Origin of the sequence: Sphingomonas sp. Leaf20 (genome assembly GCF_001421535.1) — a bacterium.
Taxonomy (GTDB): domain Bacteria; phylum Pseudomonadota; class Alphaproteobacteria; order Sphingomonadales; family Sphingomonadaceae; genus Sphingomonas.
On record NZ_LMKN01000001.1, the window covers coordinates 839,079 to 861,492 of the forward strand.

Consider the following 22,414-nt stretch of genomic DNA (forward strand, 5'->3'; position numbering starts at 1 on the left):
GCTGGTGCCCACCGATCAGAAACTCCGCGAAAGCCGGAACGACACGCGCGGGCGCTTCGTCTCGGTATCGAACCGGTCCTCGTTGAGCGGAAACGCGACCTCGATCATCCCGTCGAGCGTCCCGTAGCCGAGCCGGGCCCCCGTCCCCGTCGACAGCAGCGAACCGCCGCCGATGCCGTTCCGGAGATTGTCGACATAGCCCCCGTCGACAAAGCCATAGAGCTGCATCCGGTCGAGCCCGCCCTTCACGCGCCCGAAATTGGCGCGCAGTTCGGCCGAGCCGAGCATGCCCTGGTCGCCCGTCCGCTCGGCATAATCATAGGCGCGTCCGAACCCCGGCCCGCCCGCGCCGATCTCGGCCGTGGCGAGCAGCGGGCGCGAGGCAAGCTGGCCCGACGAGGCGAGCGCGATCGCGAACGGCCCGGTGATATCCGCGGACCAGTCCATCGTGTAGCCCCAGGTGACGAACCGCGCGTCGCCGTCCGCGCGCGACGTCCGCAGGTCGCCTTCGTGGCTGACCCCGTCGAGCGGCAGCCCGCCGACCATCGCGACCTCACCGCGCAGGATGCCCGGTCCGAGCTTGCCCGTCCCGTTGATCGCGCCGGTGATCGTCGCCAGTCGATCGTTGCGGAGCATCGTCCCCAGCAGCGTCTGGTCGCTTTTCAGCGCGCGCAGCTCGACCGTCGCCCAGACGCTCCGCGCGCGGCTTCGCATCAGCGGCGTGGCATAGCCGATCGCCGCATCGACGCTGTTCCCGACGACGTCGAGCGGCTTGAGCGAGGCTCCCGGGTTGGCGCGACCATAGGAGCCTGACACCGTGACCACGCTGCCATGCGAATCGACGGGTGCCGCGTACAGCGCGCGGAAGAACGCGAACTCGCTCGGCTCGACGGGCGTCGCGGCAGCGATGAAGCGGAGTTCGTCGCCCGACTGCGCGATGCTGCGCAGATTGGCCAGCATCGTCGCACGGATCGGCCCAACCTCGGCGCTGCCGCGATTGTCGACCTGCAGATAGGCAAACGCGCTGTCCTGCGCGATCGTGACGAGAAGAATGCCAAAACCGTTCTGGCGGATATATTTGCTGCTGGTGACGGTGATCCCGGGAATATCGCCCACCAGAAGGATCGCGCGTTCCAGCGTCTCGCGACGGGCCGGCCCACCGGCGACCAGCGCATCGGTCAGGATCCGGTCGGCCAGCGGGCTGGTCGCACCGATCACGCGCACCGCGGCGATCGCCCCCTCGTCAAGCGTGATGTGCAGCACGCCGTCGCGCATCGACTGGACGGGGATCGACGCGCTGGCGAACGGATAGCCCGCACCGCGCGCGATCCCCGCAACCGCGCCGGCCAGCGTCGAGAGATCGGCCGCGGTCAGCTGCCGGCCGATATAGGGGACCAACGCGGGCGCGAAGGCGCTGGTCGCCACGCGCTCGTTTCCGTCGACGACGATGGCGGTCGCGACCTGCGACGGCGCGGCAATCGTGCTGACCGGCGCTGTCGTTTCCTGGGCCACGCCGGGTGGTCCCGCGGCGGGTACGGGCGCCGGCTTGGGCAGTGCCTGTTCGGTGATTGTCGGGTCCGCCCGATCCAGCCGGACCTGGGCGATTGCCGGCGTCGCGGCGCACGCGCCTGCTGCGGTCAGCGTTGCGGCGACCAGCGTGCGGCGCATCATGTTCTCTCGTGTCATTCGACCGCTGACTAGTGAGCAAGCGTTTGCAAATGGTTGCTTTTCTTGACCCTAACGCGCGATTTACCTTCCCGCTGAACGCACCGGTAATGATGATCCGACGATAGACCCGGAATGGGCGGAGCGCGCCCGCGGGGGATGTAATGCGTAAGCGGATACTGGCGTTGTTGGTTGCCGGCTGTTCAACGGCCGCGATCGGCAAGCAGCCGAGCTGGACGATCAGCGAAACGAGTGGCGCGGTGCGCGTGTCGCATGCCGGCATCACGCGTGTCGCGACGCGGGGGAATGCGATCGCACCGGGCGACGTCGTCACGACGGGCCCCGGCGGCCGCGCGGTCCTCGTCCGCGGCACCGAGTTCATGATGGTCGCCTCGGCGTCGCAGCTTCGTCTCCCGGTCGAGGAGCAGGCGACGGGATTCACGCGCGTGTTCGAGGATTTCGGCCATGTCGTCTTCATGATCAAGAAGCAGATGACGCCGCATTTCGAGGTCAAGACGCCCTATCTCGCCGCCGTCGTGAAGGGCACGACCTTCAGCATCGGGGTGAGCCCGCAGGGTGCCGCCGTCCAGGTGCTCGAAGGCGCGGTCGACGTGGCGACGGGCGATGGCGGCGCGCATGACATGCTGCGCCCCGGCTCGATCGCGCGCGTCGGCGCGGACAACATGTATCGCATGCAGGTTCAGACGAACGGCATCATGCGGACGCTCGTGTCGCCGGCGATGCCCGCATCGGGAGACACGGCCGGTCCGATCGTCACCGCGCCTAGCGGCACCACTGCCCCGGACGACAGCACGACGACGCCGGCGCTCGCCACCCCGGCGCTCGCCACCCCCACCCCCACCACCACGCTTGCGGCCCCACCCGCCGATCAGATCGCGATCGCCGCAGACGCGCCCGGATCGGCGATCGCCACCCCCGGTGTCATGGCCGCGGTGTACGAGACACCCGTCTCGCTGGCATCGACGACCGCGGGCCTCGTCACCGGCACGCTTGGCGGCAACGCGCTTGCCGACCTCGCGGACGTCGCGAGCATCAGCAGGACCGTGACCGAAGCGTCGACGTCCGCCGTCAAGGCGGTGCAGGTCGCCGTCGAGACGACCGCGGTGACCGATGCGCAGACGGTCGCCGCGTCGGCGGCGACGCGCCAAAACGAGGCGGCAACCGCCGCCGCGGAGTCGAAGGCCTCCGCCGACCGCGCGAGCGAGGAAGCCGCCAGCGCAGCCCTGCGCGCGAACGACGCCGCGGCGAAGGCCAAGGCCGCGCAGGATGCGAGCGAAGCCGCCAAGATGGCGGCGCAGGCGCAGGCCGACGCCGCGGTCAAGGCCGCGGCCGATGCATCGCAGCAGGCTGCCGCGGCGCAGGCCGATGCCGCGGCAAAGGCGGCAGCCAAGGCTGCAGCCGACGCCGATGCGGCGATGGCGGCACGCGCGGCGGAGGACGCCGCCAGGGCCGCCGCCGATTCGTCCGCCGAACAGGCCGCGCGCGTGGCGACGGCCACCGCGGCCAAGGCGGCGGAGGATGCGCGCCGGGCAAGCGAACTGGCCGCCGCCGCGGATGCGGATCATGCGGCGAAGTCGGCCGCCGATGCCGTCGCCGCGAGCGCAGCCGCCGCTGCCGCCAGGGCTGCGGACGCCGCTGCGGCGGCCGCGCGCGACTCCGACGACGCCGCGACGCAGGCGGCAGCACAGAAGGCGGCGGCAGACGCTGCGAAGGCGGCGAGCGACGCCGCGGCGGCCGCGACCGCATCGCGGCAGGCGGAAATCGACAAAACGGCAAGGGACGCGGCCAAGGCGGCCGCCGACCAGGCCGCGGAAGCATCGAGAACCGCGGAAAAGGCCGCCAAGGACAGCGCCGACAAGATCGCGCGCGACGCCGCCAGGGATGCCGAGAAGGCCGCGAAGGACGCAGCCCAGGCCGCCGAAAAGGCTGCGAAGGCAGCGGCCGATGCCGCGCGCGCGGATGCCGAAAAGGCGGCGCGGGATGCTGCGAAGGCCGCATCCGACAAGGACGCGGAAGAGGCCGGGAAGGATGCCGCCAAGGCCGCCGAGGAGGCGGCGAAGAACGGACGCGACCAGGCGGCGAAGGATGCGGAGAAGGCGGCCCGTGAAGCCGCCCAGGACGCCGCCAAGGCCGCGGCGGACCTCGCCAAGCAGCAGGACGATGCCGCAAAGGGCGCGAAGAAGGCGGCCGACGACGCCGCCAAGGGCGCCGACGACGCCGCCAGGGACCTGCTCAAGCGAGCCGATGCCGCCGCGAAGGCCGCGCTCGAGGCGCTCAAGAAGTTCAAGCTGTAACGCGCGCTTGATCACCGCGGGTTGCCTGAGGGCAGCCCGCGGCACGAAACGCGGTGACTTTTGCCGATCGGACCCGGCCGGCGGACCGCGGCGCCACGCCCGCGCCGATCCTCCGCAGCATCGGCAGGAAAGCGCGCCACACTATGCAGGCGCTACGCGGAACATCGGAATCGATCTCGAATTGCTATGCCGCGCCCGATAGCTGGGGTGCCACGACAAGGAGTGCGGCATGGCGGCGTGGCATCGGTCGCGGCGAGCGGATCTCGGCTTGCGCGCATCGGGACTTCTTCTCTGCGGGATAGCGTACACCGCGCTGTCGCGGCTGTGCGCGATGCCGCTCTCCCCGGACACCGTCGACGCGCTTGCCTTTGCGCTCGCCGCGTTTGGTCTTCTCGCAGCGAGCGCGGGCAGCGCGATGGCGGCGCTCGGCCACCATCTGTTCGACCAGATCAAGGTCAGCGAACGGTGGCAGCCCCGGACCCATGACGTCATCCTGCCGATCGAGACCGCGAAAGCCATCGATATGACAGACCCCGCACGGCTCGCGTCGCAAACCGCGGGTGCCGAGCGTGTGCCTGCGTCTCGGCTGGCTGGCACCGAACGCACCGACGCTCGCCCACCGCGCGGTTTCTGCGCATCGATCGCCGAACGTGTCGACGGCCGATCCGATCGCGCCGCGTTCGGTCCGCCGGACGCGCTGGCTGTAGCGACGACACGGCGAAATGCGACGAGCCGTTGCGGCCACTATGCCGGCACTATGGGGTTTCCCGAAATCGCTCTCGAATCGCTATGCCGCGGTTCGTAACTCGGGTCCGCGGGCGGCTGGACGCCCGATCACACGGGCCGCGGCGCGCGGCCTGAGCGGGACACGGACATGACAGTCATCATCACAAGACCTGGCCTATGCCGCACGGCACGATGCGACCCGCGCTGGCCGCGGATCGCGGCGGCGCTGGCGGCGATGCGCGAGCGGCACCGTCACGCCGTCCGGATCGTCGATGCCGACTGCGCGTGCGGGACGCTGCTGATCGCGGCCGTGCGCCACGCGCGTGCGCTCGGGTTCACCGCGATCGAGGGACACGGCATCGACGACGCCGCCCCGCTGATCGGTCGCGCGCGCGCTGCCGCGGCCCGGCTGGACGACCCTGCGATCGGGCTCAGCTTCGAACGCGCCGACATCACGCAGGCGCTGGCCCGCGAAGCCGATGTCCCGGCGGACATCCTGCTCTGCCACGACCGTCACGCCGCCGACGACAACGACGGCAGCACCGCGCGGCTGCTGGCGGCTGCGGGTCATCTCGTGATCGACGATCGCGTATCCGGTGCCGCCTGGAGGTGCGCGGCATGACGCGGCGCGACCTGCGATGGAAAGCCGGCGGCCTTGCGCTGACCGCTACCGCCTGCGCGCTGTGCGGGGCAGTCGACGGGTCGCCGTTGATGATCGTCGTCTTCCCGCTCGCATTGCTCGGCCTGCCGCTGATGATCCACGGCAAACGCGTCGGGCAGATCGTCCGCGCGGAACGTCGCGGCCACGGCCACACCATCGACGTCGTCCACGCCGCGCGCATGCGCCGGCGCAGTCACTGACGCGCGATAGCACGCCCGTCCCCGCGCTGCCGTCAGCGCAGGCGTTCGGGATCGACCCAGTCGCGGCGGAGCGGCGTCGATGCCAGCCACATCAGCAACGCCGCGACCAGGTACAGCACGAGCCCCGCGAGCATCGCATAGCGCAGCGCTTCGTCGCCATAGCGCGCGGCAAGCGTGTCCGAGAGTGCGCCGAGCGCGAAACTGCCGCCGCCAAGACCGATCAGGTTGTTGATCAGCAGGAACGTCGCCGATGCGGTGGCACGCATATGCCCGGGGACCAGATGCTGGATCGCCGTGATGACGGGCGCGAGCCAGACATAGGCGAGCGCCTGGGGCACGAGGAAGAAGACGAACGCCGCCGTCACCGAGGACGACAGGATCCCCGCGGCGAACAGCGGCACCGCGATGACGAACGCGATCGCGGGGACGCGCGCGTACATCCGCCGATCGCGCGCGCCCAGCCGGTCGCCGAGCACGCCGCCGAGCAGGACGCCCGCAACACCCCCCAGCAACAACACGCCGCCATAGAATTGCGCGGTCTCGATCAGGTCGAGCCCGAAGCTCCGCTGCATCAGCGACGGCAGCCAGAAGGCCAGGCCATAACCCAGCATCGAACTCGCCGAGGCGCCGAACGCGAGCAGCCAGAAGCTCGGCTTGCGCGCGAGGATCCCGAACACGCGGCGGACAGGTTCGCGGTCGCGGGAATCGGACCCGCGGACCGGCTCGCGCACGCACAGCCGAAACACCGGCGCTAGCACCAGCCCCGCGACACCGACCGCGACGAACGCGGTCCGCCAGTCGATCGACGTCGCGATATAGCCGCCGAGCATCACGCCGGCCGCCGACCCGAGCGGGATGCCGAGCGAATAGACCGCCAGCGCGCGCGCACGGCGGTCGGGCGCGAACGTGTCCGCGATCACCGCATAGGAGGGCGCGACGCCCCCCGCCTCGCCTACCCCCACGCCAACGCGGAACGCGAACAGCTGCGCGAAACTGCCCGCCACGCCGCACAACGCGGTGAACGCGCTCCACACCGCGAGCGACAGCGTGATCACCCAGGTCCGGCTCGTCCGGTCCGCGAGCCACGCGAGCGGGATCGCCAGCGTCGAATACAGCAACGCGAACGCCAGCCCGCCCAGCAGGCCCAGCTGCGTATCGGTCAGTGCCAGGTCGGTCTTGATCGTCGGCGCGAGGATGCCGAGGATCTGCCGGTCGACGAAGTTGAACGTGTAGACCAGCAACAGCATGACGAGCGCCGTCACGCGATAGCGGCGGCCCTCGCGCGGGGCCGCCGGGATAGGACTCGCCATATTCTACTCCAGCAAACGCAGGGCGATCACCCGCCCCCGTTTGCGCTCCATCAGAATTTCGCGGTGAGGGTCGCAAAGACCTGACGCGGGTTGCCGTAATAGGCGGTCAGCACGCCGTCGCTGCCGAGCGATGGCCGCAACGCGCCCGCCGCCGTGCGCAGATAGTCGCCGGTATCGGGGTTCTGCAGCAGGAAATTATAGCCCGACACGACATAGCGCTTGTTGGTCAGGTTCTTGCCGTGCACCCCGATCGAGAAGCGCGCGTCGATCGTATAGACAAGGTTCGCGTCGAGCAGCGCATAGGCCGGCTGGTCGAGCAGCGGCGTGCGGAGCTCGAACTGCTGCGAATCGCTGCGATAGGACAAGGTCGTGCTCGCATCGATCGCACCCGCGGCGCCGACCGGGACATGATAGGCGAGCGTCCCGCTTGCGGTCAGGTCGGGTGTGTTCTGGAACCTGCGATTGGCGGCGACATTGATCCCGCGTGAATCGATGAAGCGCGTGTATTTGGCATCGAGATAGCCGATCGTGCCCGACAGATTGACCCGGTCGCCGGTCCCCGCGATCCCTTCGGCGACCGTCAGATTGGCCTCGCCTTCGACACCGTTGATCCGCGCGCGACCCGCATTGGTCGTGATGCCGATGAAGGTCTGGATTCCGCCGACGGTGGCCCCGACCGATCCGGGCACCTGCACATCGGTATATTTCGAATGGAACCCCGCCACCGCGAGCGTCAGCCGGCGGTCGAACAGCGACGCCTTGTATCCCGCCTCATAGCTCTCGACGCTCTCGGGCCCGAACGACAGGAAGTTGTAAATATCCTGCCGGTCGCCGCCGGCACCGGTGATGCCGTTGCCGTTCAAATCGGGTGCCGCGGTGCCGACGCCGCGCGGATCGAACCCGCCGCCCTTGAACCCCTTCGACCAGCTCGCATACAGCGTGTTGTTCGCATCGGGCTTGAAGCTGACGGACGCGCGCGGCGTGAACTTGGCAAAGCTCGCGGTCCCGCGGAAGTCGGTTTGCCGTGCGATCGGCGCGGTCGTGCCGCCGAAGAAGGGCGACGCGCCGAGATACACGTTGCGCTGCACCTGCGACATGCGATCGTCCCAGGTATAGCGGCCGCCGACCGATACGCTGAGCATCGGCGTCACGTCGAGCGTGGCATCGCCGAAGACCGCCACCGTATTGGTCCGGACATCGCCGAAGGTCAGCGCGGTCACCGTCCCCGGCAACCGCACGTCGAACACGGTGCGTGCCTTGGCATCGAGATAATAGAGCCCCGCCAGCATGTTGAACGGCCCGGCATCGACCAGCAGCTGCACCTCCTGGCTGAACTGCTCGTTATTGTAAAAGGCGGGGACGTCGACATCGACCGCGGGCAGCGCGTCGAAATCGATCGGCGTCGCGCTGTCGTCCTTGCGATAGCCGGTGATGCTGCGCAGCGTCAGATACGCGGCGGGCTTGAGTTCGGCGAAGAGCGAACCGCCATAGGCCTCGACCGACTGCTTCGGTGCGACCAGTCCCCCGCGGCTGTCGAACACGTCGGACAGCACCGGCGTCCTTGAAACCAGCCCCGGGATCAGCCGGTGCCCGCCGCGCGGGTTGCTGTCGTCCTTGGTATAATCCCCCGACAGGCGGAAGAACGCGCTGTCGCCCGCCTCATATTGCAGCGTGCCGCGCGCGCCCCAGAAGTCCTTGTTGTAATTGTCCTGTCCCGTGGTGAGGTTGGTGCCGAACCCGCCGCGGCTCAGCCGTGCGACTGCGCCGCCGATCCGGAATCCCGTGTCGCCGATCGGCGTGCTCGCGCTGATGACGCCGTCCGCCTGGTCATAGCTGCCATAGGTGCCCCGGATGCTCAGCGTCGGGTCCGAGCCGATCCGGCGGGTCACGTATTTCACCGCGCCGCCGATCGTGTTGCGACCATAAAGCGTCCCCTGCGGCCCGCGCAGCACCTCGATCCGCTCGACGTCGTAGATATCGAGCACCGCGGCCTGCGGGCGGTTGAGATAGACGTCGTCGAGATAGATGCCGACGCCCGCCTCGAACCCCGCGACGGGATCCTGCTGGCCGACGCCGCGGATGAAGGCGGTGAGCGTCGAATTGGTGCCGCGCGAGGTCTCGAGCGTGACGTTGGGCGTGACGGCGGCAAGGTCGGTGACGTCGAGCGCGCCCGACGCCTCGAGCTGCGCGCCCGTGAACGCGGTGATCGCGATCGGCACGTCGAGCAGCCGTTCCTCGCGGCGGCGCGCGGTGACGACGATATCGCCATCGATCCCGGCCTCGTCGGCGGCGGGCCCCGCCTGCGTGGCCTGCGTGGTCTGCGTGGCCTGCGCGGCGTCTGCGGCGCCGGCGGCGGGTTGCGTCTGCGCGGACGCGGATCCGCCCAGCAAAGCGGCGAGTGCGACCCCGGCGTTCAACATGATCATCACGGATTTCGGCTGTGCCACGGTGTCATCCCCTCCTGCGGCGCCCGCTTGATGCGCCCGGTATGATCCGGGTTGTGCGCCTTGGTTCGAGTCTATACTGAAACCTGAACCAGTATTCAACTTGTGTATCGAGGCAGACAGAATGGCGAAGGCGCAGGAGACGACGCCGTCAGACCCGGCGGCCACCGGCGACAGCAAGGCCCCGCGGACAGAGCGTGGCCGCCGGACGATGCGCGCGATCCTCGACGCCGCCGCGATCGAATTCGGCGACAACGGGTTTCACCAGGCATCGATCAGCGACATCACGCGCCGCGCCGGCGTCGCGCTCGGCAGCTTCTACACCTATTTCGAGTCGAAGGACGCGGTGTTCCGCGCGCTCGTCCGCGACATGTCGGACCAGGTACGCGATCAGGTCGCCCCGGCGATCCTGTCCGCGCCCGACCAGGTTGCCGCCGAGCAGGCGGGGCTGCGCGAGTTCATCACCTTCGTCCGCCAGCACAAGGAGATCTACCGGATCATCGACGAATCCGAATTCGTCGATCCCGCCAGCTTCCGCCTCCACTACGCGACCACCGCCGACCGCATCACGCGCCGCCTGCGAAACGCAGCGGAGCGCGGCGAGGTCACGGGCGACGTCGGCGAGATCCACGGCTGGGCGATCATGGGGATGAACGTCTTCCTCGGACTCCGCTACGGCGTGTGGAGCGAGGACGGGACGCCCGACGACATCGCCGGCGTCGTCGCGCGGATGCTGCGCGACGGCATCCTGCGCAGCCCCGCGGATCGCTCGCCGCCGGATGCCGACCGCGCCTACGAGCCGCAGGCCCGCGACGTTCCGTAGCGCCGGTCTCATTCGTGGCGCAGCGCACGCGCGGGCTCGCTGCGTGCGACGCGCCATGTCTGGCTGAAGATCGTCGCCACCGCGATGCAACCTGCAACCAGGATCGCCGCGACGAACAGCCACGGCGACAGCGCGACGCGGTCGTCGAACCCCGCCAGCCAGCGCTGCATCGCGATATAGGCGACGGGGACCGCGATGACCCCGGCGATCAGGACGGGCGTCAGGAACTGGCCGATCAGCAGCATCAGCACGTCCGTCGTCGACGCGCCCAGCGCCTTGCGGATCCCGATCTCCCGGATCCGGCGCGCGGTGTCGAACGCGGCGAGGCCGTAGAGGCCGATACACCCGATCGCGACCGCGAGCACCGCGCCGATCATGAACAGCCGCGATCGCTGGACGTCCTGGCGATAGAAGGATTCGTAGAGTTTCTGATCGACCGTCACCGCGGCCGGGGGCACCGCCGGCGCGATCCGGTGCCACAGCGTCTCGATGCGCGCGAGCACCGGCGCCGGATCGCCCGCAGTCCGGACGACCTGAACCGCGCGATAGCCGCCATCGGGCCGGTAGCTATAGGCCAGCGCATCGACCGGATCGCGCGGCGTGCCGAACCGCATGTCGTCGACGACACCGACGATCCGAACCGCGCCGGTATCGCGCGCCACCACCTGATCGATCGCATCCGCGGGGCGTGCAAACCCCAGCCTGCGGACCGCGGTGCGGTTGAGGATCACATTTGGCACTCGATCGGCCGGATCCTTCTCGCCATTGCCGATATCGAGCGCGAAGCGCGCGGGATCGAACAGCCGCCCCGCGTGCAGTCTCGCGCGATAGGTCTCGAAAAAGGCGTCTCCGACCGTGCCCTGGACGATCATCGGCGGTTCGCCGGTCGCCCCCGCGCGGTGCATCTTGCCGATCGCGAAGCTCCCGCCGCCGGGCACGATGCCGCTCGTCGTCACGGCCGCCACGCCTGGAATGGCGCGGATCGCGGTCGCGAGTTCGGCCCTCTGCGCCGGATCGAGCGCGCGGTCGCCAAACCCGTTGACGATGATGAGGCCATCGCGACCGAAGCCGATATCGGCATTCTGGACGTGGCGGGCCTGCGCGACGAGCACCGCCGTGCCGATCATCAAACTCGTCGCGATCGCGAACTGCAGCACGACCAACGCCTTGCGGACGCGGGCCCCGGCGCGGTCACCCCCCGGAGTCTGCGCCGCGGCGAGCACCCCGGCTGGCTGGAACCGCGAAATCACGAAGGCGGGGTAGAAGCCTGCGAGCAGCGTCACGAGCACGACCAGCGCGGCAAGCGGGGGCAGGATCGATCGCGCGCCCCAATAGACGAGCGTGAGACCCGTCCCGCCGGTCGCGTTGACGAAGGGGAGCGCGATCTCCGCCAGCGTCAGGCCGACCAGCGCCGACAGCGTCACGGCGACCAGCGCTTCGCCAAGCAACTGGACGACCAGCATGCCGCGCGTCGCCCCCAGCACCTTGCGCATCGCGATCTCGCGCGCGCGCATCCCTGCCCGCGCAGTCGCCAGGTTCACATAGTTGAGCATCGCCAGCAGCAACGCGACCGCGCCCACGGTGCCGAGGACGGTCACGACCGTCCGGCTGCGCCCGTCCGCGAGATGCACGTCGGCGAGCGGCGTGATGTCCTCGGTCAGGAACTCGATGCTGTCCGCGTTGAAGCGCGGATCGGGGTGGCGACGGATGAAGCTGGCGATCCGCTGCGCGCTCGCGGCATCGGGCAACGCGAGGAAGGTCGTCACGCCGTAGCCGGCGGATTGTTCGTCGACGGCGGGCCGCGCGGGCATCGCCGCGAACATATCGCTGACATAGGTCGTGTTCGCGGGCAGGTTCGCGATCACCGCACCGATCCGGTAGACAGCGGGCTTGCCGTCGCGCGCGACCGTCAACGTACGACCCAGCGCGCTGGCCCTGCCGAAATAGGTCTCGGCGACCATGCGCGTGACGACGATGCCGTCGGGGCGTGCGAGCGTGCCCGTGACATCGCCCTCCAGGACCGGCGACGGAAAGATCCGGAAATAGCCTGGATCGACCAGCGCCAGCCTGGCGGTGGCGCTGCTCTGCCCCGTCACCACCGTGGCGGTGTCGTACGGTGTCATCCGCACGCCGACGAGCCCGGGAAACGCGGCCCTGAGCTGCGGGAGCAGCTCGGGCGACGAGGGGATCTGGATCCGCGGATTGCCCGGAAACTGGATGCTGCGCTCCACCTTCCACACCCGCTCCCATCCCGGCAGCACGCGGTCATAGCCCGTCTCGAACCGCACGAAGAGGAACAGCACCAGGAACACCGCGATGCCCAGCGCGAGCCCGCCGATGTTCAGGATAGCATACAGCCGATGCCGCGTCAGCGATCGGTACAGCGTCAGCAGTGCGGAATGCATGGCGATGATCCTATTCGTGGCGCAGCGCGCGCGCGGGTTCGGCACGCGCGACGCGCCACGCCTGGCCAAAGACGGTGGCGCTCGCGATCAGCACCGCGGCCAGCGACGCACCGACGAAGAACGCCGGCGACAGCGCGATCCGGTCGTCGAAGAAGGCGAGCCACCGGCGCATCACGACGAACGCGATCGGCCAGGCGATCAGATTGGCGAGCAGCACCGGCCGCAGGAACTGCCCGATCAGCAGCGTCAGCACGTCCGCCGTCGATGCGCCCAGCGTCTTGCGAATGCCGATTTCCTTGACGCGCCGCGCGGTGTCGAACGCCGCCAGCCCGTACAGCCCGACGCACCCGATCAGGATCGCCAGCGCAGCCCCGATCGTGAACAGCCGCGCATTCTGGTCGTCGAACTTGTAGAGTTGATCATACATGTTCTGCTCGACCGTGCGCGCGTCGTACGGAACCGCCGGCGCGATCCGTTTCCAGACGCGCTCGATCCGGTCGACCACGATGCGGGGATCGCTGCCCGTATAGCGCAGACTGGCGAACGCGTCGGAGATGTCGCGGCGCGACAGAAAATACGCGCTTGGCGGCACGGGGACGCGCGGCGACTGGAACCGGATATCGCCGACCACGCCGACGACCATCAGCGATCCCTTGCCCTCGACCCGCTGGCCGATTGCGTCCTGCGGGTTGGCAAAGCCAAGTTCGTGCACCGCTGCCGCATTGAGGATGACGTTCGTTCGGCACGTGTCCGGATCTGCGCCGGCTTCGTCGCCACCGCGCGCGGGATCGAGCCACCGGCCCGCCAGCAATCGCGCACCATAGGTGGTGAAATAGCCTGGCCCGACGGTGATCGTTGTCACGGGCGGGCGCCGGTCGGGCATTTTCGGCCGGTACAGCGTCGAACTGTTCGTCGAATTCTGGTCGCCGGGTGCATCGTCCGCCACCGCGACGCCCGAAATGCCCGGTAGCTTGGCGAAAGCATCAAGCAGTTCCGCCTTCTGCGCGGGCGCCAGCGAACGATCCGCGAACGATCGGACGAGGACCAGTCCGTCGCGCTGGAAGCCGACCGCCGCATCGCGGACATGCGCGATCTGGCCGATCATCACGCTCGTTCCGATCGCAAAGGCGATCGCGATCGCGAACTGCACGACGACCAGCGCGGAGCGCACGCGCGCGCCGGTCCGCCCGCCGCCCGGGGCGCGGGCCGAGGCGAGCACCGCGGCCGGCTGGAACGTGGCGAGGACGACGGCAGGGTAAAGTCCGGCAACGATGCCGACGGCGATCGTCAGCGGGACGAGCAGGATCAGCACGCCGTCCGCGCCCCAATAGTGCATCGTCGCCTTCAGCCCACCGCCGAACGAAAAGAACGGCAGCGCGATCTCGGCGAGCGCCAGTCCGATCAGCGCGGCCAGCGCAACGGTCGCGATCGATTCCACCAGAAACTGCCGCACCAGCATACGCCGCGTGCCGCCCAGCACTTTTCGCACGGCGACCTCGCGCGCGCGCAACCCGGCGCGCGCCGTCGCGAGGTTCACATAGTTCACGATCGCGATCAGCAGCGTCAGGACGCCGATCAGCCCCAGCGTCGTGACGAACGCGCGGTAATAATCGTAGCTCAACCGCATCTCTGACCGGGCCAGCAGCGTCTGGCGATATTGCCCCCCGATCATCGTCTCGCGGTTCTCGCCCGTCACGCGGCGTTTCAGGAAAGCGGGAAGCTGCCGTTCGAACACCCTGGCCGCACCGGCGTCGGGGAATTGCAGATAGGTCATCAACGACGTGCTGCCCCAATGGTCGAAATTCGCATCGGCGAACCGCGATCGGACGAGCGGCACGAACATCTGGCTGGCGATGCTCGTATTCTCCGGCAGATCCTTCAGCACCGCGCCGACGCGGTAGCGGTAGCGAACGCCGTTGAGCATGAGCGGCAGCGTCTGGCCGATCGCCGACCCGGTGCCGAAATACCGCGCCGATACGTCGCGCGTGATCACGATCCCGTTCGGGTCGGCGAGCGTCGTGCCGATGTTTCCGGCCAGCACGGGAAACGGAAACAGATCGAAGAACTCAGGATCGACGGTGGCCAGCCGCTCTTTGGTTGCGGCGTCGCCCCTGAGGACGATCCCGGTGATGCCGTTGTAGCGGGCGCCCTTCAGCCCGGGAAAGTCGCTTCGCAACAGGTCGAGCTCGCCACCGCTCGTATAGGGCATCGCATAGGGCGGATCCCCCGGGCGGAAATACTGCTCCTGCATGATCCAGACCTTGTCCCAGCCCGGCAGGCTGCGATCGAAGCTCCATTCGTTGCGCACAAACGTCGCCAGCACGAGGAACACCGCGATGCCGAGCGCGAGCCCGCCGATGTTGAGCAGCGCGAACAGGCGATGGCGCGTCGCCGAGCGATAGAGGCTGGTGAGAGCGGACATGGCGGGTCCTTCAGGCGTCGCCGGAGGGCTTGGGGGACGGCTTGGTCGCGGCGAGATGGCGGACGAGCACCACCACGAGCAGCAGCAGCACCAGCGTGTGGAGCAACCGGCGCATCATGCCGCCCGGCGCGCCGACGACAGGATGCGGCCGTCGAGCATGTGCACCGTCCGCTTGGCGATGTCGGCGTGCGACGGGCTGTGCGTGACCATCACGATCGTCGCGCCGTCCGCGTTCAGCTGGCCGAGGATGTCCATCACCTGCGCGCCATTCTCCGTATCCAGATTGCCGGTCGGCTCGTCCGCGAGGATGAGGCGCGGCTCGCCGACGATCGCGCGCGCGATCGCCGCGCGCTGTTGCTGCCCGCCCGACAGCTGATGCGGGTGATGACGCTGGCGATGCGCGATGCCGACGCGGTCCATCGCCGCCGCGACGCGGTCCTTCTTCTCGCGCGCGGGCATGGTGCGATAGGCGAGCCCCAGCGCGACATTCTCGGCGATCGTCAGCTCATCGATCAGGTTGAAGCTCTGGAACACGAAGCCCAGCCGGTCGCGGCGCAGCCTGGCCAACGCGGCCTCGGGCGCGCGTGCGATGTCGGCGCCCTCGAACAGATACCGCCCGTCGGTCGGCCGGTCGATCGTGCCGATGATGTTGAGCAGCGTCGACTTGCCGCACCCCGACGGCCCCATGATCGCGACGAACTCGCCCGCCTCGACCGCGAGGTCGATGCCGCCGAGCGCGGTCGTCTCGATCTCGTCCGAGGCATAGGTGCGGCTGAGGGCCTGTAACTGGATCATGATCGAATCCTATCGGATGAGAAGGGTCTGGAAGGGGGTGTAGGTGCCGAGCGCGGTCGTCACGATCCGCTCGCCGGGCGCGAGGCCGGAGACGATCTCGACCTGATCGGGATTGCGCCGGCCGGTGACGATCGCGCGCCTGACGGCCTTCTGGTCGCCGTCCAGCACGAACGCCGTCGTGCCGCCCGCATCGAGCCAGCCGCCCGCGGGCGCGACCACCGCGGGCCGGTCCGCACCGAGCACCAGCCGCACGTCGAGCGTCTGCCCGCGGTTCAGTCCGCCCGGCGCGGCAGCCCGAAACCCCAGTTCGACGCGGAACCGCCCCTCGGTCACCTGCGGCAGGATCTTGATGACGGTCATCGGATAGCTGCGCCCGTCGATATCCGCCGCGGCGCCGAGCCCCGCGCGCACGCGCCCGAGATAGAATTGGTCGACATCGGCGGTCAGCTTCCACTGCCCCTCCGAATCGATCTGCCCGACCGGGTCGCCACTTTTCAGCGTCTGCCCGGGCTGGAGCGTGAACGCGGTGAGCCGCCCCGCGACCGGCGCGCGCAGCACCAGCGCGGACAGGCTCGCGCGGACCATCGCGAGGCTTTCGCGCAACTGGCGCGCGGTTGCGGCGATCCCCGACGCCTGGTCCGCCAGCGTCGCCCCCGCCTCCGCCGTCCCGCGATCGAGCGCCGCCACGCGCGCCTGCTGATAGCCGACGTCCTCGCGCACCGGATCGATCGCGGCGCGCGTGATGATCCCGCGGTCGAACAGCACCTGCTTCTGCGCGAGCAAGGTCCGCGCCTTGGACAGCGCGTTGCGTGCCTCGGCGAGATCGCGCGCGCCGTCCTGCCGCGTGGTCTGCACCGACAGGCGCTGGCCGCTGATCGCGCTCAGCTGCCCGACGATGTCGGCCGACCGGCTGGCGACGTCGAGTTCGAGCGACGGGTTGGACAGCTGCGCGAGCGGCGTACCCGCGGCAACGCGCGCGCCGTCGCTCGCGGCCAGTGCGGCGACCTGCCCGCCCGAGATCGCGGTCACGAACACCGTGCGCAGTGGCGCGACCTCCGCGCGCAGCGGCACGAAATCGCGGAACGGCGCGCGCGTCACGTCGCCCGCCCGGATCGCCGCCGCGTCGACCGCCAGCGCGTTCGCCCCCGGCATCAGCAGCCACAGCAGCGCCGCGGCCGCGAGCACCGCCAGCGCGATCGCACCGCGCACGATCTGCCTGCGCCGCGCGGCATGCGGGCGCTCGATCCGCCGATCCATCGCGGCGCCGGCATTGGGCAGGGTCGTCTCCGTCATGCGGACACTGTACCGGACCACGCGGCTACATCCTAAGTAACTGAGTTATGGTGATAATCGAACGCCGCCGGCATCGGCGGGCAGCCGGACTGTACCGACTGTCCGTTTCCGGACACTATGTTCGCCATGTCAACCGAATCGCATATCCTCGTCATCGACGACGATCCCGACATCGCCAGGGCCGCCCGGCTGTTGCTCGAACGGCACGCGATGCGCGTGTCGACCGCGGCGAATCCGGAGGCGGCATGGGTGGTGCTGGCGGGGGAATCGATCGACGTGATCCTGCTCGATCTCAACTTCGCCCGCGGGCGCACCACCGGCGAGGAGGGGTTCGCGATGCTCGACCGGCTGATCGCGGCGGATGCGCGCGCGGTCGTCATCGTCGTCACCGGGCATAGCGGGATCGCGGTCGCGGTCCGCGCGATGCGCAGCGGCGCCGCCGATTTCGTGATCAAGCCGTGGAACAACGAACGCCTGCTGACCACGGTCGAACGCGGCCTTGCGCTGCGCCGTGCGAAGCTCGAGACCGCGGCGACGCCACCGGTCACCGACGGCATCCTGCTCGGCGAAAGCGACGGGATCGTGCGCGCGCGAGCATTGATCGCGCGCGTCGCACCGACCGCGGCGCCGATCCTGCTCCTGGGTGCGACGGGCACCGGCAAGACGCTGATCGCGCGGCTGATCCATCAGGCCTCACCCTTGGCGCACCGGCCGCTCGTGACGCTCGACGCGGAGGCCGCGGATGCAGCCGCCATCGCGGCGCGGACGACCGCCGCGGCGGGCGGGATGCTGGTGATCGACCATATCGACCGGCTGCCCCGCGCGCTCCACGACGTGCTGCTGCCCGCGCTCGACGGGATCCGCGTGGTCGCGACGACGCGGCTCGATCGCGCGGGCGTGCGGGGCGCGATCGGCGAGGACCTGCTCGACCGCGTCGGCACGATCGAGATCGCGCTCCCGCCGCTCGCCGACCGCGGTGGCGATGCGGTGCTGCTCGCGCGGCATTTCCTCGCGCTGTTCGCGCATCGCCATGGCAAGCCGAACAGACCGCTCGACGCGGACGCGGCGCAGGCGATCGCGGCGGATCGCTGGCCGGGCAACATCCGCGGCCTGCGCCAGACGATCGAGCGCGCGGTATTGCTCGGCACCGGTGACGCGCACGCGATCGGCGACCTCATGCTGTCGCCCGACATCGCCGTGCCGCACGCGCTCGCCCCCGATCTGTCGCTGGCGCGCAACGAGGCGGCGCTGATCACCGCCGCGCTCGAGCGTCACGCGTTCAACGTCAGCCGCGCCGCCGCGCAGCTCGGACTGACGCGCGCCGCGCTGTATCGACGGATGGCGCGCCATGGCCTCTGACCGCGTCCGCGCCGCGGTGCGCGCACTGGTGATCGCCGCGGCGGGGGCCGGCGGGGCGTTTGCCGCGACGCGCGGGCTCTATGCCACCGCGCTGCTCGCCGCGCTGATCGCGGTCTGGACCGCCGCACTGAACCTCGTCGATACCGGCCGGCAGCCGCCGCCGCGGCCGTCTCCCCCGGCGCCCCTCCTCGCCGACGAGGAGGATCGCAGGCGGCTCACCGCCTATCTCGACCTGTCGCCCGCCCCGCTCGTCGCGCTCGACGACGGCCGCCTGCGCGTCGTCAATCGCGCGGCACGGCGTCTGTTCGGCGCGAGCGACCTCGTCGCGGATCCGCCCGCGGGACTCGTGACCGCGCTGTCCGATACCCGCCCCGGTCGCACCGCCACGATCGACATCAGCCACGACGCGGTCGTCCGCAGCTTCGCGCTCGCCACCGGCGATCTCGCGCTGTCGGGTCGGATGACGCGGATCGGCGCGCTGATCGACATCGATGCCGAACTGAAAGCCGCCGAGGCGACCGCGCTTCGCGAACTCGTCCAGGTGCTCAGCCACGAGATCGTCAACGCGCTCACCCCGATCGCCTCGCTCGCCGAGACCGCCGTGGCGATGCTCGACGATCCCGACCCGGCGCTGCCCAAGGTCCGCGAGGCGATCGAGACGGTCGCGCGCCGCGCCGCCAGCCTGCACCGGTTCGGCGAGAGCTATCGTGCGCTGGCGCGGCTGCCCGCGCCCGTCCCCGAGCGGATCGCGCTGACCGCGTTCACCGACGATCTGGCGGCGCTCTTCACGACGCGGTGGCCGGGTATCGCGTTCACGACCGACCGCGCGGACGCGCCGGCGCATCTGCTCGCCGACCCGGACCAGTTGACCGCAGCACTCTGGGCGGTGTTGCAGAACGCAGCCGAGGCGCTCCACGACACGCCCGATCCGCGCGTCACCTTCGCCGTCTTCGCACTGGTCGGCCAGACGCGGTTCGCGGTGACGGACACCGGTCCGGGGATCCCCGCCGGCGACCAGCCCGACATCTTCCGCCCCTTCTTCACCACCAAGGCGAAAGGCACCGGCGTGGGCCTCGCGCTCGCCCGGCAGATTCTCCGCGGCCATGACGGCGACCTCATGCTCGCCGCCTCGCGCCCCGGGGCAACGCGGTTCGAGGCGTCGGTCCCTGCGGGTACGACCGGCTGACGCGCCGGCACCGCCGTGGCGACGGCGGCGTCCGGACGTTCACGGCGCCGCGGTCTGGTCCTCAGCACAGCACGCGACGGCCAGCCGCCGTTCGAGCCAGCGCGACAGCAGCAGATGCGGGACCGCCACCGACGCCAGCAACTGAAACGCCTGCGCCCCGACGCTCGGGTCGAACCGCGAGGGTGCGATGACGCGCACGCCCCACCAGCCGAGGATCGCGACGCCGGACAGCAGCGCCCCCGTCCCGATCCACCGCGCGCGCGTCATGTCGCGCAGCAGCACGCGGGTCTGCGCGAGGTGCCGCGGCGAATGGAGGAAGACGAAGAACAGCGCGAACCCCGCGACCGGCGGCAACACGATCAGCAGACCCAGACACACCGCCATCGCGGCGGCCCAGTGCCGGCTCCCCTGCCGCCATGCCAGCGCGATCCCGACCAGCGTCACCAGCAGCGCGACCGGCGCGATTGCGGTGACGATCCGGGCCACCACCGCCGCGCGTGGATCGCTCATCGCCACGAACACGGCGGAAACCGCGGACGGATGCCCGATCGTTGCCGCACCGATCACCGCCGCACCCGCGGCCACGCGCAACAACGGCTCCTCGAGCATCGCCCAGTCCTCGCCGAAATGCACCGCGGCAACCGCGAGGAACAGGACCAGCGCCACCAAGGGCATGGTCAACCACAACGCCACCATCAGCAGCGCGGTCGCGACATAGCCCCCGACCACCAGTCCGACGCGCACCAATCCGTCGCCCGTCAATCCGACGCGCGCCAATCCGTCGCCCGCCAACCCGCCGCCCGCGAGTCCGCCTCCCGACCGGTCCAGCGCGACCGCGCGCCGCAACAGCGCGATATCATAGGCGCCGTGCGGCAGCCCGCCTCCAATGAACACGATCGTCGCCGCCACCACCGCCGCCGGCTGTCCGAGCGGCAGCCCGACCAGCGTCGCCACGATCAGCGCCGCCGCTGCAAACCAATAGGCCGGATAGACGACATCACCGCGCCCGAATGGGGCACGGTGACGGGATGACGCGCGTCGGTCCGTTGATGCGCGTCGTTCGGATAACGGGCGGGGATGCGCAACGATCGTCACGGCATCACACGGCATAGCCCTTGTGCGCATCGGCCTCCGCCTCCGACTTGCGGACCGCGATCAGGAAGATCAGGATACCCAGACCCGCCTTGGCGACGATATCCGCGATCGTGTAGCCGATCTGGATCGTCGTGGTGACGGTGCCGCCGGTCAGCCCGGCATAGGGCGCCATGTACACGATCGGGTAGAACCCCCATGACGCGAAGGTCAGCAGCCGGGCCTTGCGCACGAGCCCTTGCGCGGCGACGGGCTGGTCGGCGATCGACTTGCCCAGCCCGCTGAACAGCTCCCACACGATATACACGAACGGGATCGACGACAGCGTGCCCCACAGGACGCGCGTCGGGATATCCGCCGAGATCTCGCCCGGATAGCCCAGCACGATCATCAGCGCGGCGGCCGACCCCAGCCGCACCGCCTTCGAGCTGGTCTCCTCGCGCGACAGCCGCATCACCAGCACCAGTTCGATCAGCAGCAGCGGCACGGTCAGCAGCCAGTCGACATAGCGATACGCATCGTTGAACGCGAACGGCGTCGCGGTGACGACGCCGTTGCCGAAACTGTACGCGGCGATCCAGCTCTCGAAGATGCGATAATAATGATAGGCGGCGATTCCGGTGACGAGGCCCGAGATGGTCAGCGCGGTCCGATACGCCGGCGCGACCTGCGACCGGCTCAGCCACAGAAACGCCGTTGCCGCCGCCATCGTCGCGAAGGTGAAGGAAAACGCGTTGTAGATCAGCGAATATTGAAAGGGTGTCACGATATCCATTGGAGCCTCCGTCGCATTGATCCGCGGCACGAGTGCGCCGGGCAGCCTGACGCGGGATGTCGCCCAACGATCATGAGGCGCCCTCCATCCCCCGGTACAGCGTCACACCGCGCTGGATGGGAGCGGGTTCTCCCAGCCGCAGATCGCATGGCCCAGGGGCCACGACACCGCCGTTGTGACGACCAGCCTTGCGTAGAAGGCACCGGGATCGCGGGCGATACGGACTTTGTGCCGTATCCCCGCGCGCGCGCCTAAAGCCCCGCCTCGACCGCGAGCCGGATGAGGTCCGCCGTCGTGTGCAATCCGAGCCGGTTCATCAGGATCGCGCGGTGCATCTTGACGGTCTTTTCCGCCAGATCGAGCTCCGCCGCGATCTGCTTGTTGAGCAGGCCGTTCGCGACGAGCTGGAGCACCTGGCCCTGTCGCGGCGACAGCGCCTTGACCATTTCCGCCGCTCGGATGCGCCGCATGCTCGACGACGTCGCCGCTTCGGGCGCAATCTCGAGTTGCACGCCGAGGAAATACAGCAGCGCGTCATGCGTGTCATAGATCGGTGCGACCATGACGGCGTTGCGGAACGGCTCGCCACTGCGCTTGTAGTTCAGGATCTCGACGAGGACCGGACGATGCTCGCGCACGCCGCGCCGGATTTCTTCGGTCAGCCACGGCTCGGTCGCCGGACCCGAGAGGAACCGGCAGTTGCGCCCGACCACATGCTCCGCCGGATAGCCGGTCAGGTCGCAGAAGGCGGTATTGCAGGCGATGATCGGGTTGTCCGGCAACCGCGGATCGCTGATGACACAGGAAATCGGACTATCGGCGACCAGACGGAAATGACGATCCTGTTCGGGAAAGACTTCGGCCTGTTCTGCCATATCACCCGCCTCCCCGATTCCCGTCGCCATGCATACCGGCGTTGGAAGATCGTGGCACTCGAATTATT

Annotated in this window: 17 protein-coding genes; 7 read left to right on the forward strand and 10 right to left on the reverse strand. The window is 69.5% G+C overall.

The window, feature by feature from the left end; genetic code table 11:
- Positions 1–15 precede the first annotated feature (15 nt).
- Positions 16–1,671, reverse strand: coding sequence for a ShlB/FhaC/HecB family hemolysin secretion/activation protein (locus ASE72_RS03880; RefSeq protein WP_235532215.1), 1,656 nt, complete (start codon positions 1,669–1,671; stop codon positions 16–18).
- 158 nt (positions 1,672–1,829) lie between these two features.
- Between ASE72_RS03880 and ASE72_RS03885 the strand changes: the two genes are divergently transcribed.
- The 4 genes from ASE72_RS03885 (at position 1,830) to ASE72_RS03900 (ending at position 5,567) form a co-directional block, all read left to right on the forward strand.
- Positions 1,830–3,980, forward strand: a complete 2,151-nt coding sequence (locus tag ASE72_RS03885; RefSeq protein ID WP_056016881.1) for a FecR family protein — start codon at positions 1,830–1,832, stop codon at positions 3,978–3,980.
- A 229-nt stretch (positions 3,981–4,209) separates the two neighbouring features.
- On the forward strand, positions 4,210–4,785 hold the full coding sequence (locus ASE72_RS03890) for a hypothetical protein (RefSeq protein ID WP_056016884.1): 576 nt from the start codon (positions 4,210–4,212) through the stop codon (positions 4,783–4,785).
- 69 nt (positions 4,786–4,854) lie between these two features.
- Positions 4,855–5,328: a hypothetical protein gene (locus ASE72_RS03895; protein ID WP_056016887.1), complete on the forward strand. Its 474-nt coding sequence runs from the start codon at positions 4,855–4,857 to the stop codon at positions 5,326–5,328.
- Positions 5,325–5,567, forward strand: a complete 243-nt coding sequence (locus ASE72_RS03900) for a hypothetical protein (RefSeq protein ID WP_056016890.1) — start codon at positions 5,325–5,327, stop codon at positions 5,565–5,567. The genes ASE72_RS03895 and ASE72_RS03900 overlap by 4 nt, the downstream gene beginning before the upstream one ends.
- A 32-nt stretch (positions 5,568–5,599) precedes the next feature.
- Here the strand turns inward: ASE72_RS03900 and ASE72_RS03905 are convergent, their stop codons facing one another.
- A complete protein-coding gene (locus ASE72_RS03905) occupies positions 5,600–6,877 on the reverse strand; it encodes a spinster family MFS transporter (protein WP_056016893.1) in 1,278 nt (425 codons plus the stop codon).
- A gap of 50 nt (positions 6,878–6,927) precedes the next feature.
- A complete protein-coding gene (locus ASE72_RS03910; RefSeq protein ID WP_056018884.1) occupies positions 6,928–9,297 on the reverse strand; it encodes a TonB-dependent receptor in 2,370 nt (789 codons plus the stop codon).
- Between the two features lie 148 nt (positions 9,298–9,445).
- Here ASE72_RS03910 and ASE72_RS03915 point away from each other — a divergent pair, with 148 nt between their 5' ends.
- Positions 9,446–10,144 (forward strand): TetR/AcrR family transcriptional regulator, encoded by a 699-nt coding sequence (locus ASE72_RS03915; RefSeq protein WP_056016896.1) that lies wholly within the window; start codon positions 9,446–9,448, stop codon positions 10,142–10,144.
- 8 nt (positions 10,145–10,152) lie between these two features.
- Here the strand turns inward: ASE72_RS03915 and ASE72_RS03920 are convergent, their stop codons facing one another.
- The 4 genes from ASE72_RS03920 to ASE72_RS03935 all read right to left on the reverse strand — a co-directional run bounded on the left by ASE72_RS03920 (position 10,153) and on the right by ASE72_RS03935 (position 17,059).
- Positions 10,153–12,549, reverse strand: a complete 2,397-nt coding sequence (locus tag ASE72_RS03920) for an FtsX-like permease family protein (protein WP_056018888.1) — start codon at positions 12,547–12,549, stop codon at positions 10,153–10,155.
- 10 nt (positions 12,550–12,559) lie between these two features.
- Positions 12,560–14,971, reverse strand: a complete 2,412-nt coding sequence (locus tag ASE72_RS03925) for an ABC transporter permease (protein WP_056016899.1) — start codon at positions 14,969–14,971, stop codon at positions 12,560–12,562.
- A gap of 114 nt (positions 14,972–15,085) precedes the next feature.
- Positions 15,086–15,766 (reverse strand): ABC transporter ATP-binding protein, encoded by a 681-nt coding sequence (locus tag ASE72_RS03930; RefSeq protein ID WP_056016902.1) that lies wholly within the window; start codon positions 15,764–15,766, stop codon positions 15,086–15,088.
- 9 nt (positions 15,767–15,775) lie between these two features.
- Positions 15,776–17,059: an efflux RND transporter periplasmic adaptor subunit gene (locus ASE72_RS03935; protein WP_235532217.1), complete on the reverse strand. Its 1,284-nt coding sequence runs from the start codon at positions 17,057–17,059 to the stop codon at positions 15,776–15,778.
- Between the two features lie 126 nt (positions 17,060–17,185).
- Between ASE72_RS03935 and ASE72_RS03940 the strand changes: the two genes are divergently transcribed.
- Together ASE72_RS03940 and ASE72_RS03945 are read left to right on the forward strand one after the other, a co-directional pair.
- Positions 17,186–18,418: a sigma-54-dependent transcriptional regulator gene (locus ASE72_RS03940; RefSeq protein ID WP_056018894.1), complete on the forward strand. Its 1,233-nt coding sequence runs from the start codon at positions 17,186–17,188 to the stop codon at positions 18,416–18,418.
- Positions 18,408–19,604 carry a sensor histidine kinase gene (locus ASE72_RS03945; RefSeq protein WP_056016905.1) on the forward strand — a complete coding sequence of 399 codons (1,197 nt, stop codon included), beginning with the start codon at positions 18,408–18,410 and terminating at the stop codon, positions 19,602–19,604. The genes ASE72_RS03940 and ASE72_RS03945 overlap by 11 nt, the downstream gene beginning before the upstream one ends.
- A gap of 39 nt (positions 19,605–19,643) precedes the next feature.
- On the opposite strand, the gene ASE72_RS03950 is transcribed toward ASE72_RS03945, so the two are convergent.
- The 3 genes from ASE72_RS03950 to ASE72_RS03960 all read right to left on the reverse strand — a co-directional run bounded on the left by ASE72_RS03950 (position 19,644) and on the right by ASE72_RS03960 (position 22,346).
- On the reverse strand, positions 19,644–20,558 hold the full coding sequence (locus ASE72_RS03950; protein ID WP_235532218.1) for a Brp/Blh family beta-carotene 15,15'-dioxygenase: 915 nt from the start codon (positions 20,556–20,558) through the stop codon (positions 19,644–19,646).
- A 145-nt stretch (positions 20,559–20,703) separates the two neighbouring features.
- Positions 20,704–21,471, reverse strand: a complete 768-nt coding sequence (locus ASE72_RS03955; RefSeq protein WP_056016907.1) for a bacteriorhodopsin-like — start codon at positions 21,469–21,471, stop codon at positions 20,704–20,706.
- A gap of 251 nt (positions 21,472–21,722) precedes the next feature.
- On the reverse strand, positions 21,723–22,346 hold the full coding sequence (locus tag ASE72_RS03960; protein WP_082445865.1) for a LuxR C-terminal-related transcriptional regulator: 624 nt from the start codon (positions 22,344–22,346) through the stop codon (positions 21,723–21,725).
- Positions 22,347–22,414 lie beyond the last annotated feature (68 nt).